1 protein-coding gene is annotated in these 1,254 nt (G+C 36.3%); it reads left to right on the top strand.

Annotated elements, in window-relative coordinates:
• Nucleotides 1–195: 195 nt before the first annotated feature.
• Nucleotides 196–633: a DNA-directed RNA polymerase subunit beta' gene (locus QQK25_RS24665; RefSeq protein WP_284190031.1), complete on the top strand. Its 438-nt coding sequence runs from the start codon at nt 196–198 to the stop codon at nt 631–633.
• Nucleotides 634–1,254 lie beyond the last annotated feature (621 nt).

Here is a 1,254-nt window from a genome sequence, read left to right as displayed (position 1 = left end):
TCGTCAGGAAGTCCTAGGTACTACGATCAGTGGCGAAATAATACCTAACCCAGAGGATGCTCCCGAATCTTTTCGATTGCTCGTTCGAGAACTACGATCTTTAGCTCTGGAACTGAATCATTTCCTTGTATCTGAGAAGAACTTTCAGATTAATCGGAAGGAAGTTTGATCGAAATCAATTAGGATTTTTATTTTATGATTGACCGATATAAACATCAACAGCTTCGAATTGGATCAGTTTCTCCTCAACAAATAAGCGCTTGGGCCAATAAAAGGCTACCTAATGGAGAGATAGTTGGAGAGGTGACAAAACCCGATACTTTTCATTACAAAACAAATCAACCAGTAAAGGACGGTTTGTTTTGTCAAAGAATTTTTGGTCCTATAAAGAGTGGAATTTGTGCTTGTGGAAATTATCGAGTAATCGGAAATGAAAAAGAAGACCCTAAATTTTGTGAACAATGCGGAGTCGAATTTGTGGATTCTCGGATACGAAGATATCAAATGGGATACATCAAATTGGCATGTCCAGTAACGCATGTATGGTATTTGAAACGTCGTCCTAGTTATATCGCGACTCTTTTAGATAAACCTCTCAAAAAATTAGAAGGCCTCGTATATGGCGATGTGTGATTTGATCAAAATTCTTTTTTTACAGATTCGGAATAAGAAACTGTCATCCCTTTCAATCCCATCGGGATGCCCCGGCTCTGACATGTCTCTTGAGAGAGGAGTAACATGAAGCTCAGAATTTTGATTCTATTCAATACAAAAGGGGAAGAGATCTATGGTCGATTCCATAACAAATAGGTAGGAATTGCTAACTGCACCTCGTGAAAAAACCTTTTTTTTTTTTCTTGCGAATTCAACATTTCTTTTAGAAATAAATGCTGTCAAGTAAAAAGCAAATATGGTATGGTTACAGGAGTCTATTCATCGCATATAGGCTTTATTAAGGGCATTCCATTATACATTATGAACTAACCGTCGAGGTAAAGGAGAGACCTAAAAGATCCAATGAAAGGATATAGAGACAAGTAAATCCCTTATGGATTTAAAGGTATTCTTTTAAGATAAGGAAAACATTATTCGAAGGGCAGTAGACTACTCAATAATTGAACATTTCATTTATGCCGGAATCAAAAAAAAAGGACCAATCTTGATTGATTCTTGCTATAAACTTGAGTAAAGAGTAGATCCTTTTGGGTTTAAAAAAATTGGAAAGTGAAAACCCGCTTATTTGGTATAACTACT

Source organism: Zoogloea oryzae (genome assembly GCF_030161255.1).
Classification (GTDB): Bacteria; Pseudomonadota; Gammaproteobacteria; order Burkholderiales; family Rhodocyclaceae; genus Zoogloea; species Zoogloea oryzae.
The sequence above is the reverse complement of the archived record's forward strand: the minus strand, read 5'-3'. Positions and strand labels throughout refer to the sequence as shown.

Excerpts from the sequence above, each read along its gene's own strand:
- QQK25_RS24665 (WP_284190031.1), top strand. The coding sequence starts at position 196 with ATGATTGACCGATATAAACATCAACAGCTTCGAATTGGATCAGTTTCT.